Annotated in this window: 12 protein-coding genes and 1 tRNA gene; 4 read left to right on the top strand and 9 right to left on the bottom strand. The window is 62.0% G+C overall.

Annotation, left to right across the window (positions count from 1 at the left end):
* Positions 1–9: 9 nt before the first annotated feature.
* From ACWTV3_RS11475 to ACWTV3_RS11460, 4 genes are read left to right on the top strand one after another with little or no spacing between them, the layout of a single operon-like run.
* Positions 10–1230, top strand: a complete 1221-nt coding sequence (locus ACWTV3_RS11475) for a sensor histidine kinase (protein WP_498478336.1) — start codon at positions 10–12, stop codon at positions 1228–1230.
* Positions 1227–2381, top strand: a complete 1155-nt coding sequence (locus ACWTV3_RS11470) for a hypothetical protein (protein WP_498478335.1) — start codon at positions 1227–1229, stop codon at positions 2379–2381. Before ACWTV3_RS11475 ends, ACWTV3_RS11470 begins: the two co-directional genes overlap by 4 nt.
* Positions 2368–3051, top strand: coding sequence for a response regulator transcription factor (locus ACWTV3_RS11465; RefSeq protein ID WP_498478334.1), 684 nt, complete (start codon positions 2368–2370; stop codon positions 3049–3051). Before ACWTV3_RS11470 ends, ACWTV3_RS11465 begins: the two co-directional genes overlap by 14 nt.
* Positions 3051–3716 (top strand): thymidine kinase, encoded by a 666-nt coding sequence (locus ACWTV3_RS11460; RefSeq protein WP_498478333.1) that lies wholly within the window; start codon positions 3051–3053, stop codon positions 3714–3716. Before ACWTV3_RS11465 ends, ACWTV3_RS11460 begins: the two co-directional genes overlap by 1 nt.
* A gap of 72 nt (positions 3717–3788) precedes the next feature.
* Here ACWTV3_RS11460 and ACWTV3_RS11455 read toward each other — a convergent pair whose 3' ends face one another.
* The 9 genes from ACWTV3_RS11455 to ACWTV3_RS11415 form a co-directional block, all read right to left on the bottom strand.
* Positions 3789–4520: an amino acid ABC transporter ATP-binding protein gene (locus tag ACWTV3_RS11455; protein WP_498478332.1), complete on the bottom strand. Its 732-nt coding sequence runs from the start codon at positions 4518–4520 to the stop codon at positions 3789–3791.
* On the bottom strand, positions 4517–5383 hold the full coding sequence (locus ACWTV3_RS11450) for an amino acid ABC transporter permease (protein WP_498478331.1): 867 nt from the start codon (positions 5381–5383) through the stop codon (positions 4517–4519). Before ACWTV3_RS11450 ends, ACWTV3_RS11455 begins: the two co-directional genes overlap by 4 nt.
* A 10-nt stretch (positions 5384–5393) precedes the next feature.
* Positions 5394–6242, bottom strand: a complete 849-nt coding sequence (locus tag ACWTV3_RS11445; protein WP_498478330.1) for an ABC transporter substrate-binding protein — start codon at positions 6240–6242, stop codon at positions 5394–5396.
* 89 nt (positions 6243–6331) lie between these two features.
* Positions 6332–6808 (bottom strand): cupin domain-containing protein, encoded by a 477-nt coding sequence (locus ACWTV3_RS11440; RefSeq protein WP_498478329.1) that lies wholly within the window; start codon positions 6806–6808, stop codon positions 6332–6334.
* Positions 6801–8159 carry an amidohydrolase family protein gene (locus ACWTV3_RS11435; RefSeq protein WP_498478328.1) on the bottom strand — a complete coding sequence of 453 codons (1359 nt, stop codon included), beginning with the start codon at positions 8157–8159 and terminating at the stop codon, positions 6801–6803. Before ACWTV3_RS11435 ends, ACWTV3_RS11440 begins: the two co-directional genes overlap by 8 nt.
* The gene (locus ACWTV3_RS11430; protein ID WP_498478326.1) at positions 8156–9700 is read right to left on the bottom strand and encodes an adenosylhomocysteinase; all 1545 of its coding nucleotides are present in this window, start codon (positions 9698–9700) and stop codon (positions 8156–8158) included. The genes ACWTV3_RS11435 and ACWTV3_RS11430 overlap by 4 nt, the downstream gene beginning before the upstream one ends.
* Positions 9701–9863: 163 nt before the next feature.
* Positions 9864–9937 (bottom strand) — tRNA-Pro (locus tag ACWTV3_RS11425).
* A gap of 28 nt (positions 9938–9965) precedes the next feature.
* Positions 9966–10937, bottom strand: a complete 972-nt coding sequence (locus ACWTV3_RS11420; RefSeq protein ID WP_498478325.1) for a metallophosphoesterase — start codon at positions 10935–10937, stop codon at positions 9966–9968.
* Positions 10928–13480, bottom strand: coding sequence for a transglycosylase domain-containing protein (locus ACWTV3_RS11415; protein WP_498478324.1), 2553 nt, complete (start codon positions 13478–13480; stop codon positions 10928–10930). Before ACWTV3_RS11415 ends, ACWTV3_RS11420 begins: the two co-directional genes overlap by 10 nt.
* Positions 13481–13485: the final 5 nt, after the last annotated feature.

Here is a 13485-nt window from a genome sequence, read left to right as displayed (position 1 = left end):
GGAGCACGCATGTCTATCGGCCTGCCTGCCCACCTGCGCAAAGAAAGTGTGAGTCGAGCGTTCGCGCGAACGATGAACACTGTGGCCTTCGTCTGTTTCAGCGTCGCCTTTCTCGGCGTCACGAGCCTGCAAGCCAGCGATGTGAGTCTTGCCATCTGGTCGGCCGCGCTCGCGCTCGTTCCGATGCTCGTCACGGTCGCTCTCGTCAATCGCTACCGCACGATGTTTTTCACCGTCGCGCATCTCGTCATCGGGGCCCCGGCGATCTACTGGTACACCCTGACCGTGGTCTCTCAGCTCAGCCCGCTGGGATCTATCGGTGACTATCTGATCAACTTGCCCGTTATCGGCCTCATGCTGGTGGGCGGTGCAGCGAGCAGCGTTGCCTGGAGCGTGCTCTGGGTCTCACTCGGGCTCATCGCGTCGCAAGCTGCTTCTGCTCTGGCTGCCTGGCAGCTCATCGGCGACCCTCTCGTGCAACCGACGGGGTACATCGTTTTTACCGCCGTAGTCGTGGTTCTCTTCATCTTGCGGTCGAGCCAACGCGGTGTGCGTCGAGTGCAGTCTCATTTGCATCGGGCGGCTCGCGACGATGAATTCGCGAGCTTGCGCTATGGAATTGAGGCCACCTCTGCTGCGGTGATGCACGACACGGTGCTTAGCCATCTCGCGGCCATCGCGAACGCCCCCTTCGGCGCGATGAGCGAGCAACTTCAGCGCGAGATCAAGCGTGACCTTGAAGTGCTCATCGGTGAGGAATGGCTCTCCACTGCGGCGTCGGACGCGGTCGACGATCCGCGTTTTGACTGGCAGGGCAGCCCGCTGTACACCGCCATCAGTGAAGCTCGCGCCCTTGAACTAGCAGTCGAGGTCACGGGCGACCTCGCCGCCCTGTCGCGGTTGGACGCTCGAGGCGCTGCCGCGCTTGGACCGGCCGTGAAGCAGTGCCTCGTGAACGTGATCAAGCACTCGGGTGTGATGCAAGCTGAGGTTGCGGTTTTTGGTTCTCCCGACGAGGTTAGCGTGCTCGTTGTCGATGGTGGCAAAGGTTTTCATGAAGCAGAGACCGGGGAGGACCGCCTAGGTCTTCGTCAGTCGGTGCGCCGCCGAATTGAACTGGTTTCGGGCACCGTTCAGGTGTGGTCCACGCCGGGCCTGGGTACCTCCGTAATGATCCGAGTGCCCACGTCGGAGAATCAGCCGGCGCTTACCGGGGTGGTGAGCGAATGAGATCAATCGTCGACACGACCACCGTTCAACAGCTAGATCCGCTCGGAACTCTCGATGGGCGTCCCGCGGGAATCGTTGCCGTCGTCGGCACCCTGGTCTTTAGCGTCGTGGTGACTGCTAGCCGGGCGGGACAAATTGAGGATCCGTTCCTAGCGAACGCTGCCTTGTTCTTCATCGCCGTATCCGCCGTGCTCTATATCGCGACGACGAGCCCTATTCGTCCGCCGCTCAGCGGCGGACTGCACGCCCTCATCGTCGGATTTCTGATCATTGCCTTCGCACTGAGCTCGGCATCCATCGGTTCAGGTGGAGCACTGCTCACTGACTTCTGGGGCCCGCTCGTCATTGGGGTGATGTGCATGGCGCTCGCGCCCTTTCGTCCCATTGCCGAACTGGTGACGCTCGGAATTGTGGCGTCGATCTTCACCGGGTTTATTGGGCTAGTGCAATCGTCGGTGGCCGACGTCGCAGCACCGCCGATGATTGTGGTGCTCTACACCATGACCCCAGTGCTGACGATGTCGCTCGGTGGGGCCGCCTTTGCGCGCTCCTTGGCAAGCACTCACAAACGGTGGGAGATGCGTGCTCGGCGGGCAGCGCGTCGTCAATTGGATCGTGAACACGACAGCGTCGCCCGTTCGGTGCAGCAAGATCGCGTCACGATTCTCAATCGCGATGTCGTTCCCCTGTTTACGGAACTTGCTCAGCGAGGAATCGTCTCCCCTGAAGATCGCGCTCGCGCCGCTCAATACTCAGAATCCATACGCAGCCTGATGGTGAGTGAAGTCAATCGCAGCTGGCTCGAATCAGTAGTTGCCGCGTCCTTTGGCGCGCTCGACGACGGACGGCGGGTGTACGACCCGCATCGTCTCGCAACGGCAATGACGCCCCACCAGCGCACGGCGCTCAGAGCTGCCGTTCTCGCGGTCGCTTCAGGCACCGATTTGATCGCCGAAACGGTGCGTTTGCGAATCGAAAAGACTCCCACGGGTGCCGCGATTACCGTGACGGGCAGCGTGGGTTCGAACGAAGCCTCCTGGCGTTCCTCGCTGGCACCCTACCTCGCCGTTTTGCGCGTAGTTTTTACTGGACTGCGCATTTCCTATCGCTCGCCCTCCCTCACCGTTAGGTTCACGTATGACACCCCCTGAGACCAACCTCAGCGCCCACCTGGGTGACCGTCCGCCGATTCGTCTCGCCATACTCGACGATCACGAAGTGCTGCTTGACAGCCTCAACAGCTGGATCACCAATAACGCTCCCGACTTCGACGTCGTGCTCACCGCGAGCACGTGGCTCGAGCTCGTTCACAGTGACAAGTTTCCGACGGAACTCGTCTTTCTCGACTTCCAGCTCAAAGAGTCGGTTTCGATCGAAGCGCGTGTGCGCACGTGCCGCGCAGCCGGCGCGAAAGTGATCGTGCTCTCCAGCCTCGACAGCCGCGAAGCACGCGACCGGGCGCTCGCAGCGGGCGCGGCAACCTTCCTCTCCAAGTCGCTCCCGATGCATGAAGTGATGGATGCCGCCCGCCAGATCATGGGCGTCGAAGCCGAGGGTGCGCAGCAGCACGACTGGCGCCCGCTGCCCTCGGGTTCTGCCGACCAGTCCAAGCCGAAGCTGAGTGCCGGTGAGGCGGATGCTCTCACCCTGTACGCTTCTGGACTAAGCACACCGCAGGTCGCTGAGCGCATGAATGTTCAGTACGAGACCGCGAAAACGTACTTGCGGCGAGTGCGGGAAAAGTACGCAAAGGCCAACCGGCCGGCTAGCAAAAAGGCTGACCTGATTCGTCGGGCCGCTGAGGATGGATTTCTACGCTGATGAGCAAACTGTATTTTCGCTATGGAGCAATGAACAGTGGCAAGAGCACCGCATTGCTGCAAGCGGCTTACAACTATGAAGAGCGCGGCCAACAGGTATTGCTTGCCAAGCCGCACATCGACACCAAGGGCGACAGCTCGATCGTTTCCCGCTTGGGCGTTACTCGCCAAGTAGATTTCATCATCTCACCAACCGACGAGGTCTACGACGTCTTTGCCCGCGAGCGTGCGAAGGTGTTCGAGAACACCGGCTTACCGGTGAGCTGCCTACTCGTGGATGAAGCACAGTTCTTTACCGAGGCGCAGGTCGATGACTTGCTGCGCATCGCTATCGTCGAGAAGGTTCCGGTGCTGGCGTACGGCATCCGCACCGATTTTCAGACGGTGGCCTTCCCCGGCAGCCGTCGCTTGCTCGAAATCGCGCACTCGCTCGAAGAACTCAAGACCATTTGCCGGTGCGGCCGCAAGGCTGTCTTCAACGCGCGCACTGTCGGCGATCAGTTCATCTTCGATGGCGACCAGGTCGCTATCGATGGTGTGGATGTCGGCTACCAGTCGCTGTGTGGAGCCTGCTATCTCGAAGAGAGTGGTGGCGTTCTCAACAGTGGATGGCGCCCGAAGATCGAGTTCAGCTACGGAAGCGCGCCCGACGCCGACTTCTCCTAAGCGCTGTTCGCCAGTGCCAGTGCCGGTGCCCGCGCGCGTTCCTGTCTCGCTGCCGCTGCCGCTGCTCGCGTCTTAGTGGCGAACGCGCGAGAGAAACTGCACGGTCTCAGGTTCTTGAGGTGAGTCGAAGATCTGGGCAGGAGTTCCTTGCTCAACGATGCGGCCACCCTGCATGAACACGATGCGGTCGGCAACTTCGCGCGCGAAAGACATCTCGTGTGTTGCCATGAGAATCGTCGAGCCGTCAGTTTTCAGGCGCCGTACGAGGTCGAGAACTTCACCAACGAGCTGAGGGTCCAGAGCACTCGTAATCTCGTCGAGAAGAAGCAGCTCAGGGTCGGTGAGCACCGCACGAATGATGGCCACACGCTGTTGCTGGCCGCCGGAGAGACGATCGGGGTAGTCACGCGCTTTGTCGCCGAGGCCCAGCGAGACGAGCAGCTTCATCGCTCGCTCTGTGGCATCCGTCTTCGTCATTCCGTGCACCTCGCGCGCGGCCAACGTGATGTTGTCGATTACGCGCAAGTGCGGGAAAAGGTTGAAGTGCTGGAACACCACACCGATGCGGCTGCGAGCTGAGTCGGCATTCATGCCGGGGTCGGTGATGTCGTCGCCATTGAGCAAGATCTGGCCGTCATCCACACGCTCGATGAGGTTGATTGTTCGCAGCAGCGTCGACTTGCCCGAGCCCGAGGCTCCTATGAGCACGACGACTTCGTGCTTGCTGATTGAGAGGTCGACCCCGCGCAGAACCTCGTGGTCATCGAATTGCTTGCGCACTCCGCGCACGTCGAGAACACTCATACGACGCCTCCGATCTGCTCGCGCTTAGCGAGTCGTGCGGTGAGCCAATCGGTGAGCCTGATCATCGGCCAACTCAGGGCGACGAAGAGCAGGGCGGCGATCACGTAGGGCGTGAAGTTGTAGCTCTGGGCGACCTGAATCTGAGCAGCGCGTACGGCATCCACGGCACCCAGAATCGAGATGAGCCCCACGTCTTTTTGCATAGAGACAAAGTCGTTCATCAGGGCGGGAACGACCTTGCGAATGCCCTGCGGGATCACGACGATGCGCAGGGTCTTGGCGTGGCTCAGACCCAGCGAGCGGGCTGCCATGCGCTGCGATGGGTGTACGGCTTCCATGCCCGCGCGCAGTACCTCAGCCACATAAGCCGAATAGGTGAGGATGAGGGCGATCGTTCCCCAGAACATGGCCGGCATGCGCGGGAAGATATCGAGCGCCGGCAGCCCGAAGCCGACCAGGTAGAGAACGATCAGCAGCGGCATCCCGCGAAAGAGGTCGGTGTAGATCGTTGCCGCTGCGCGGAGCGGAAAGAAAACCGGTCCGCGCAGCGATCGCGTTACAGCGAGCAGAGTGCCAAAAATGGCAACGCCGATCGCTGAGATAAAGAGCACCTGAATGTTGAGCCACAGCCCGACCAGGATCGACGGCACGCTTGCCGCCCCCACCTCAAAGTCGAAGAACGACGCTTTGACGCTCTCCCACCCGGGGGTGTTGACGACGAGTAATCCGACAATCGCCGCAAATGCGATCGTGCTCACAATGCCGATGAGCACCGAACGACCGGTGGCGCGCCGGCGCACGCTCCGTCGTGACAGCTCGAGCTCGCTTGGGCGCCACGACGGCGTGCTCGTGGAGGTGCTCATCGGCGTGGTCTTACTTCAGTACAGGAACGTCGACGGCAGCGCTGAGCCATTCGTCTTGGATGGCTTGAAGAGTTCCATCAGCAGCCAGAGCGTCGAGAGCCTCGCTCACAGCGGAGGTGAGCTCGGAGTCCTTCGGCAGCACGAAAGCGAACTCATCGCCGCCGGCGGAGGACTCGAACTGGCCGAGAATAACGCCACCGTCGATTTCAACGTTGGCGAGGTAGAACGCGCTGGGCAGGTCGATGACGAAAGCATCGATCTGACCGCTGGTGAGCGCAAGAACGCCGTCTTCGTTGGAGTTGAAGACCGAGAGGTCGTCTCCCAGAGCTTCAGCGGCGATCGTGTAGCTGGTGCTGCCGCTAGCGACACCGACGATGACGTCCTTGAGGTCGGCGAGCGATGTGGCGCCGGCTGCCGCCGAGCTCTCCGTCGCGATGATCGCCTGAGTGGTCGTGTAGTACGGGCTGGAGAAGTCAACGGCTTGCTTGCGGTCTTCGGTGATCGAGAACTGCTGCAGGTTGAGGTCCCAGTCTTTGGGGCCCGGTGCGATGGCGCTGTCGAAGCTCGAGCGAACCCAGACCACGTCATCGGCGGTGAAGCCGAGTTCGTCGGCGAGAGCGTACGCCACGGCAGCTTCGAAGCCTTCACCGTTCGTGGGGTCGTTGTCGACCATCCACGGAGCGTAGGCGGGCTCGCCGGTAGCGATGGTGAGCTTGCCCTCGGTCAGGGTGGGCAGCGATCCGTCGTCAACGGTCGAGCTCGTGTCGGCGGTGGTGTCTGCGGTGCAAGCGGTCAATGCCAAAACAGCTGCTGCTGCGGTGGCGACGAGGGCCCGACGGAAATGCCGTGTTGAGGTCATGGAGTTCTCCAGTTGCGGTGCGTGAGGTGGTTGAACGAACGTCACCCGAGCGGTGCTGTGCTCGGGCGGAGAAAAGGATTACAGACTTGCTACTTTACAAGTCGCCAGTCAGCGAAGTCGAAACCGGGCGACACAAAACAACTCACGAGCACCTCGCTGTCGGCGGTCAGGCGGCCGGCTTGCCAGACGCCGGCCGGAACAACGACTTGAGCGACGTGCCCGTTGGCGAGATCGGGGCCCAAAACGAAGCGCTGAACGTTCTCTTCGTCGGGCAGGTCACCGCTTCCGCCGAGTGAGAGCTCAAGCGTTCCGGGGCCGTGCCACATCCAAATTTCATCATTGGCTACGACGTGCCAGTCACTGTGCTCGCCAGGAACGAGTAGGTAGTGGATGCACGTGGCCGAGGGCCGTGCGCCGTTCGGAGTCTCGACGGGGCTAGTGCCGGCCCAGGTGCGACGGAACCAGCCGCCCTCGGGGTGCGATTCGAGGTTGAGTAGCTGCGCGGTTGCCGGGCGGGTGTCATCGTCAGCATGAGCGGCGCCGGAGGCAGCAGTGGGATCAGTCATGGGCGGTTACTCCGGTCTGGTTCATGAAGGAGGTGCTGGCAAAACGTACGCGGCCGGAGACGAGCGTGGCAGCGGCGCGGCCGGTACCGGACTCGACGAGGGCAACGATGGTGTCTTCGATTCCGGTGACAGGGATGTCGAAGAACGCGAGGTCGGCGAGCGCGCCCACAGCGAGGTGACCGGTGCGATCGGGACCGACGTCGATGCCCATGGCGTGAGCGCCGCCGAGGGTCGCTGCCCGCAGTAGGCGTTCGGGCAGATCGCGCATTGTGTGTCCTTGGGAGTGCGCGATGCGGGAAAGCTCCGCGACATCCGCCATCAGGTCGAGTGAAGGGCTCGACGAGAGGGAGTCGGTGCCGATGGCCAGCGCGTTGCCCTCGGCCAGATAGGCGGCCACGGGAGGCTCGTCGAGGCCGATTACAGCGTTGGAGCGGGGGCAGAGTGCCACGCTCGTGCCGCGAGCCCGCAGAAGGGCACGGTCGCGCGCGGTCATGTAGATGCCGTGCGCGATGTGGCAGTCGGGACCGAGCACGCCGAGCTGGTCAACGAACTCTGTGGCACCGGTGCCGAAGCCTGCGGCGCGCAGCTCACGAAAGCTGCCGAGCTCGCGGCCATGCCACGGGTCACCGAGCTCGTGGTGGAACTCACGCTCGAATGCCGCTTCGCCTAGGTGTAAATGCAGGCGGCTTCCGCGCTCGCGAACGATGTCGGGGATTTCGAGCAGTGGCACGACCTCGAGCGAATACGGGGCGTGCGGCGAGAGCCCGGTTCCGGGCGGCGAGGGCAGAGCATCCAGAGCCGCCTCGACCTGCTGACGGCCGGTGCGAGCCCAGTCGTCGTTGGTCCAGCTCATGACTTCCCAATACGTGATGCCGTGCAACCCGGCGTCGTGCAGCGCAGCGGATGCCTCGCCATCGGTCACGATGTCGGCCACGGCGGTGGTGCCCGCTTCGATCATGAGCTGAGCACCCGCCGCGGCATCCGCAGCCCAGTCGTGGGGTTGGTCGTACACGGGGTTGAACGCGGTAGACCAGTCATCGAAACCGTTGTACTGCCCGCGGCCGACTTCGGCCATACCGGTGTACTGCAAGTGTGAGTGCGCGTTGACGAGCCCGGGTAGGAGGACGCCGGGCCAGTGAATTTCGCGCGCACCGATACCGCGATCGGCGAGGGAACGGCGAACCCAGTCGCGCTCGCCGACGTGCAGAATGCGACCGTCACGCACGGCAATGGCGCCGTTCAGCAGCGGGGGAGCAGTGATGGGGATCACGAGGCCGGCAGTGTACAGCACGACCTGGTGGTCGGCATCCGCAGTGGTGCTTGCGGTTGCCTCGGGATGGAGGTTACTCATCGGGTTTCCTGATTCGGTGAAGAGCTGAGGTAGCGGCGGGAGCGCCAGTCGTGGGCCGCAGCCACTTGGGCGTCGGCGGGGGTGTCGATGGATTCACCGCGGGCGGCCACGGCGGCGCGCGCGACAGTGTCGTCGATGCTGGAGGGGAGTGCGTGCACTCCGACGGCCGGTCGCGTGACGACGAGTTCTTCGACGGCGGCGAGCTGAACGGCGAACGAGAGATCCATGATCTCGATCGGGTTGCCTTCGGCTGCCGTGATGTTGATGCAGCCTCCACGGTCGAGCACGAGGGTGCCCGCCGGGTCAGCGCGTTCAACGTGGGCGGCGAGCGGCGTGAGTTGTTCGGCGGGATCGCCCATGAGCAAGTCGTCGAGATCGAGTTCTCCGGGAACTCCGCCGGCCACAGCAACGGCCCGCGCTGTGCGGGCGAGGTCGGCGCTGATCGTGTGCGCAACGCCGGTGCTCGAGACGACGAGGGCGCCGGCACCGAGCTCGGCAGCCTCGCCGATGGCGTAACCATCATGGGCAGCACGAAGCGCCACTACAGGGTCGACCTCGGCCACGCGCACCTCGGCTCCGAGCGCCGCGAGGTGAGCGGCGACGCCCTCACCCACCGGGCCATAGCCGATCACGAGTGCGGGCTGATCGCGCACGGTCACGCCCACTCGGTCGAGAGCATCCGCAATCGCGAACACACACGACTGGCCGGTGCCGTAACGGTTGTCGAAACGCGTCTTCATCTGAGCGTCATTGACCGCAAACACAGCAGTGTCGAGGATGCCCAGAGCGCTCATCTGGCGAAGCGGCGTCAAGCCACTCGTCGTCTCCTCATTCGTGCCGATCCACTGCTTCACGAGATGCGGAGCATCGTCATGTGCAAGACGGATGAGGTGCGAACCATCGTCGAGAAGGATGTCGAAACCGCGTTCGAGGAACGCCAGCGCAGCAGCGCGCTCGGCCTGGCCGCTCAGCGTTTCGGAGCCGTCGACAGCAATACCGCGCGCCCGCAGTGCTTTCGCAACAGACGCATCGATCTCATCCGGGTGCGCGTACACCGCGACCTCGGCCCCCGCGGCCGCAAGCAACAGCGCCAATTGGGCAGTTTTAGGTTCGAGCACCATGGCGATGCCGATGCGTAAGCCCTGTACCGAACCGCGCTCGCCGAGGCCCTTCGCTACGAGTCGCGAGACGGGCATGTGTTCGCCCGCGAAGTCGATACGTCCGTCGGCGTCTCCGCGCGACGGCAGGGGAGCGCCACCCAGGAAGAACGTGGCGGTGATCTCTGAATCGGGGCCAGCGGCATCCAACTGGACGTCGAGGAGATGAGCGGATGCGGTGGCGCCGTCGTCGTGATGGCGAGCGGTGACAACGTGAGCACCCAGCGCGCGCAACATTCGCGTTAGTTCGCGAGAAGTGGCGGTGAGTTCAGCGGTTTCGGGCTGAGCTGCGCTGATGTGCACGCTGCGGCCGGCGACCAAAAGGTTGGTGTCGCGGGCGAAGCGGCGAATGATTCGTTCGGCTGTAAGTGTTACGTCGGCCACTTGTCAAGAGTAGGGCACCGCTCGGGGGTGAATCGAACGCCGCTGGAGCTCTGCGGCGCCAGCCGGCCGTGCACCATGACCAAACACAAATCGCCCTCCCGAAGGAGAGCGATTAGTGAACTGTCTGAGACTCGCACTTCTGCAGCTCAGAGCCAGTGGTTTGTCGGGGTAGCGGGATTTGAACCCACGACCTCTTCGTCCCGAACGAAGCGCGCTACCAAGCTGCGCCACACCCCGATCATCCGTCACTGACGCGACGAATAGATCAAGAATAGCCGATATCTCCGGCAGTGAGCGTCACTACGACAGCTTCAGGCTTGCAGGCGAAGCGAACAGGCGCATAAATCGATGTTCCGAGGCCCGCACTGACGTTCAAGAACGCCGCCCGACGCAAGTGATGCCAGATGCTCAGACCGCTTGCCTGCTCGCGAGGAATGTCGCAATTCGTGACGAGCGCTGGCATGCCAGGAACCCGAACTTGGCCTCCGTGGGTGTGGCCCGCGAAGATTGCGTCTGCTCCGTTCGTGACGAGAGCATCGAGCACGCGACGGTAAGGGGCGTGCGTCACGCCGAGGGCTACCGTCTCGGGGCCGTGCGGGTCATCCGCCCAACCCACATTCTCGCGCATCTCTTCGACATTGGCGGGGAGACGGTCGAGCCGTTCCCAGCCGCGGTGAGCGTCAGCGGTGCCAAAGAGTTCTAGTCGCGAACCACGAAGTTCGATCGCGCGTGCTTGGTTGTTGAGCGACAGCCAGCCGAGTTCGTCTTCGAAGAACGCATTGAGGGCATCCGCGTCGAGGTGTTCCACGGGGCGGTGCCCCGACGACGGGCCGGTGAAGTACGTAAAGGGGTTCTTGAACTGCGGACCGAAGTAGTCGTTCGACCCGTGCACAAAGACACCGGGAGTGCCTTCGAATGGCTCGAAGGCACGCTTGATTCCGAGGATGCCGTCGGTGTGACCAAGGTTGTCTCCCGTGTTGATCACGAGGTCAGGTTCGTACATAGCGAGCGTGCGAACCCAGTCTTGCTTGCGTGTTTGCCACGGGGCCATGTGCAGATCCGAGATGTGCAGCACAGTGATGTCGCGTGCGCTGGGATCAAGAATCGGCAGAGTCTCGTGCCGCACGGTGAACGCATTGCGCTCGACGAGGGCGCCCCACGCGAACGCGGCGACCCCTGCCGCAGCTACCGCACCGAGTGCAGTAGCTGCGGGGGAGACGCGTTTACTTACGGGCACGGCGTTGACTGTGCCACGGTGAGGGTGATTGTCGAACTCGTCTTGGCCGCGGTTCCTGCCGACGGGCTCGAGGCGGTTACCTTGCCCTCGCTCGGATCACCGGGGGGCACCAACTCGCAGGCTTGATCAATATTGGAGAAACCTGCACCGTTCAAGATTCCCTGAGCTGTCGCAAAGTCATTCGACTGACCATCAGCGACTGCGTCCGGGATTGCAATCTTGTTTCCCTTGCTGGTGTACACCGTCACGGTCGCGCCGGCTGCGGATTGGACTCCCGCTGCAGGTTCCGTCTTCACAACCTGTCCCGCGGGAAGTTCGGAATCGACTTCGCCACCATCTTTGAACGTGAACCCAAGGCTTGCAAGAACAGATTTGGCTTGCTCCAAGCTCTGCTGGGCAAGATCGGGGACTTCGGTACCGGAACCGACAAGGAGGTCGGAGGCGGGCTCGGGAAGAGCTCCACCCGGATACTTGATGTTCAGCGCAGTGTCCGTTGCTTTGGTGATGTAATGGCGCAATTTGTACCCATCGACACCTTCGTAGTAGAGCTGGCTGATGTTTTGGAACCCGGAAATATTTCCGACCCAGGTCGCCGTGCCGTAGCGAGTCGTTCCGCTGGCCATCCACGTGTGGACAGCGCCGTCGGTGGTTCCCGTCTTACCAAAGATCGGGATGCCATCGTTGGGGTCGGAGTAGGCAGCGTTGCCGCGGTTCAGTACTTCAGTGAGTACAAATGCGGTGGTCGCAGCGACCTCGGGGGAGATTGCCTGGCGGCAGTTCTGCTCCTGACCACCAAGATCGGTGTTGTTCGCGCTGATTGCCTTGTCGATGATGATCGGCTCACACCAGAGTCCGCCAGCGCCGATTGCGGCGTAGGCGGAAGCGATGCTGAGCGGCGTCACATCGTTAGTACCGATGATCGACGACGGGAAGCTCTGCAGCTCGTCACCATCGGCGCGCTCGACGCCCATGCTCGCGGCAACGTCGCGGATGTTGCAGAGGTCAAGCTGGGTCGCCATCGAGAAGAAAATGCCGTTGATCGACTCGGCGGTGCCCTCGGCAACCGTGAAGATTCCGGATTCGTTCGCGTTGTTGCCGAATTCCACCGTTCCGCCGTAGGGGCCGTTGCAACTGTCGAGGAACTCAGAGCCGGGGATGTCGCGAGCGGTACCCTCAAGTCGCTCGTAGATTCCCTTGCCCTGAATCAGCCACTCGATGAGCGTGAAGACCTTGTACGTCGATCCGGGCTGGAAGCCGCTAGATCCGCCGTAGTCGTAGCTTGTGTTGTAGTTCACAGCGGTACTCTCGATGCCGCCACCGTCGAGTGTGTCGTTGAAGATTTTATTTTCGGCCATCACGAGCACTCGCCCGGTGCCTGCCTCGACGGTGGAGGTGGCGCTTCCCAGATTGAGTCCAGTCTCGTCATTGGGCGCGTACGTCCAAGTGGCTCTCTGGGCGGGAATTTGAGCGTCGAGGTCGAGGGTCGTGTAAAGGTCGTAACCGCCCTGCTTCCAGTTATCTTCGCGCTCTTCTACCGTGGCTCCCAAGAATTCGAAGTCGGGCACGCTCTTAACCACGTAGTCGCAGAACCACTTCGCGTACTCGTAGGCCGAGGTGCAACCATTATTTGGCGCAGAGAGGTTGACGGATTCTTCGTCAACCTGAATGGCACGAGCTTCGTCGTACTGTTCGCGGTCGATTGAGCCAACATCGAGCATCGCGGTCAAGATAACGTCGCGACGATCTTGGTTGGCTGCATAGTTTTCAGGATCCGACAGGTTTCGGACGCTGGGCTCTTGAACGATGGCGATCAGGCTTGCTGATTGCTCGAGGGTGAGATCCTTCGCATCAACGCTGTAATAGCGCTGCGCGGCGGCCTGGATGCCGTAAGTAGCATTGCCAAAGTTGGCGATATTGAGGTACGCGGTCAGGATTTCCTTCTTCGTGTACCGCTTCTCAAGACCGATTGCCAGCTTCATTTCCTTGAGCTTGCGGTCGAAGGACTGACTCGTGGCGGCAAGATACGCGGCCGAGCGCTCATCTTCGGTTGGCAGAGATTCTGCTTCTGAGATGAACGTGTTTTTAACGAGCTGCATTGTGAGGGTTGATGCACCACTCTCGATGCCTGACGAAACAACGTTGCCGATGGCAGCACGCACTAGCGATGTGAGGTCGACGCCTCCGTGCTCGAAGAAGCGGCGGTCTTCCCCGGCAACAACTGCGTCGATTGCGTACTGCGAGATCTCGTCGTAGCTGACCTCTTGACGGTTTTGGTCATAGATCGTGGCGATGGGGTAATAGCCATCGACGTTGCCCGAGCCGGTGAACTGGGCGTAGATCGTGTTTCGTTCGGGCTGTTGGTCGATTTCGAGGTAATCGGGGAGCCCATCGAAGATTCCGATGGTGCTAGAAGCGGTGATGCCAGTGACGGCGAGCGCGGGCGCAATCATGGCGGTAACGAGCACGCCGGAGAGTGCGCTGAAGCCGATCAGTCCGGCGATAGCCGAGACGATGCCGCGACGCGGAGTTTTTAGGGCAGACATATGAT

The organism is Salinibacterium sp. AL4.1 (assembly GCF_059767305.1).
The sequence above is the reverse complement of the archived record's forward strand: the minus strand, read 5'-3'. Positions and strand labels throughout refer to the sequence as shown.

Excerpts from the sequence above, each read along its gene's own strand:
- ACWTV3_RS11475 (WP_498478336.1), top strand. The coding sequence starts at position 10 with ATGTCTATCGGCCTGCCTGCCCACCTGCGCAAAGAAAGTGTGAGTCGA.
- ACWTV3_RS11470 (WP_498478335.1), top strand. The coding sequence starts at position 1,227 with ATGAGATCAATCGTCGACACGACCACCGTTCAACAGCTAGATCCGCTC.
- ACWTV3_RS11465 (WP_498478334.1), top strand. The coding sequence starts at position 2,368 with ATGACACCCCCTGAGACCAACCTCAGCGCCCACCTGGGTGACCGTCCG.
- ACWTV3_RS11460 (WP_498478333.1), top strand. The coding sequence starts at position 3,051 with ATGAGCAAACTGTATTTTCGCTATGGAGCAATGAACAGTGGCAAGAGC.
- ACWTV3_RS11455 (WP_498478332.1), bottom strand. The coding sequence starts at position 4,520 with ATGAGTGTTCTCGACGTGCGCGGAGTGCGCAAGCAATTCGATGACCAC.
- ACWTV3_RS11450 (WP_498478331.1), bottom strand. The coding sequence starts at position 5,383 with ATGAGCACCTCCACGAGCACGCCGTCGTGGCGCCCAAGCGAGCTCGAG.
- ACWTV3_RS11445 (WP_498478330.1), bottom strand. The coding sequence starts at position 6,242 with ATGACCTCAACACGGCATTTCCGTCGGGCCCTCGTCGCCACCGCAGCA.
- ACWTV3_RS11440 (WP_498478329.1), bottom strand. The coding sequence starts at position 6,808 with ATGACTGATCCCACTGCTGCCTCCGGCGCCGCTCATGCTGACGATGAC.
- ACWTV3_RS11435 (WP_498478328.1), bottom strand. The coding sequence starts at position 8,159 with ATGAGTAACCTCCATCCCGAGGCAACCGCAAGCACCACTGCGGATGCC.
- ACWTV3_RS11415 (WP_498478324.1), bottom strand. The coding sequence starts at position 13,480 with ATGTCTGCCCTAAAAACTCCGCGTCGCGGCATCGTCTCGGCTATCGCC.